General features: G+C 76.2%; 2 protein-coding genes. Both read left to right on the top strand.

What is annotated here, in order from left to right; genetic code table 11:
* Positions 1–321: DUF3293 domain-containing protein (locus HW578_RS27140; RefSeq protein WP_198373798.1), on the top strand; the 321-nt coding region annotated here is incomplete at its 5' end.
* A partial coding sequence (locus HW578_RS27135) for an MFS transporter (RefSeq protein ID WP_198373797.1) occupies positions 318–875 on the top strand: 558 nt, incomplete at its 3' end. The genes HW578_RS27140 and HW578_RS27135, both read left to right, overlap by 4 nt.

Raw genomic sequence — 875 nt, 5'->3', positions numbered from 1 at the left:
GGGCGCGGTGCGACGGTCAGGGCGCTGCTGGCCGCGCTGGGCGCCCGCGAGGCCGCCTTCACCGGCGCCTGGAACCCGCTGAGCCGGCGCCGCCCGCGCGGCTGGAACCTTCGTCGCCTGGCATGCCTGCGCGAGGCTGCGCGCCGCATTCCCTGGCGCGAGGGCATGGGCCGCGCCTGCCGCCCGCGCCCCTGGGGGGAGGAGCACCTTCTGCTGGGCGCGCCGGCGGCGCGGTGCGCCGCGCTGGCCCGGCGGTTCCGGCAGGATGCGATCCTGGTGGTGCGGCGGATCGGACCGCCCCGGATGGTCGTGCTGCGATGACGGCGGCGCTGCCTTTCCTCATCGCCGTCTTCGCCGTGCGCGCCGCACTCGGCGCGCTGTTCCAGGCACCGGGCGCGGCCGGGCCGGTGCTGGTGCCGGCCTTCGGCTTGGACTGGACCGGCTTCGGCACGCTGGTCGGGCTGTTCTGGCTGCCGGGGCTGGTGCTGGTCTATCCGCTCGGACTGGCTGCACGCCGCATGGGGGATCGTGCGGGCGTGCTGCTCGGCCTCGGCTTCCTGGTGGCGGGCGCGCTGGTCTGCGCGGCGGCGGGCGGTTCGGTGGTGCTGTTCGCGGGGCGGCTGCTGATGGGCATCGGCACGGTGCTGGTGATCCTGCTGCTGACCAAGATGATGCAGGACCGTTTCCAGGGTGCCGACCTGTTCCCGGCCATGGCGGTCTATGTGCTCGGCTGGCCGATCGGCATCGCCGCGGCCCAGGCGGTGCTGCCGGCGATGGCCGTGCGGCTCGGCTGGCAATTCCCGTTCCTGGTCGCGGCTGCGGCGGGCGCGGCCGCCTTCGCCGCGCTGGCGGCCGCGTCCCGCCCGGTGCCGCGC

It is taken from the genome of Roseomonas rosulenta, assembly GCF_016106005.1.
In the GTDB taxonomy this organism is placed as follows: Bacteria; Pseudomonadota; Alphaproteobacteria; order Acetobacterales; family Acetobacteraceae; genus Neoroseomonas; species Neoroseomonas rosulenta.
The sequence above is the reverse complement of the archived record's forward strand: the minus strand, read 5'-3'. Positions and strand labels throughout refer to the sequence as shown.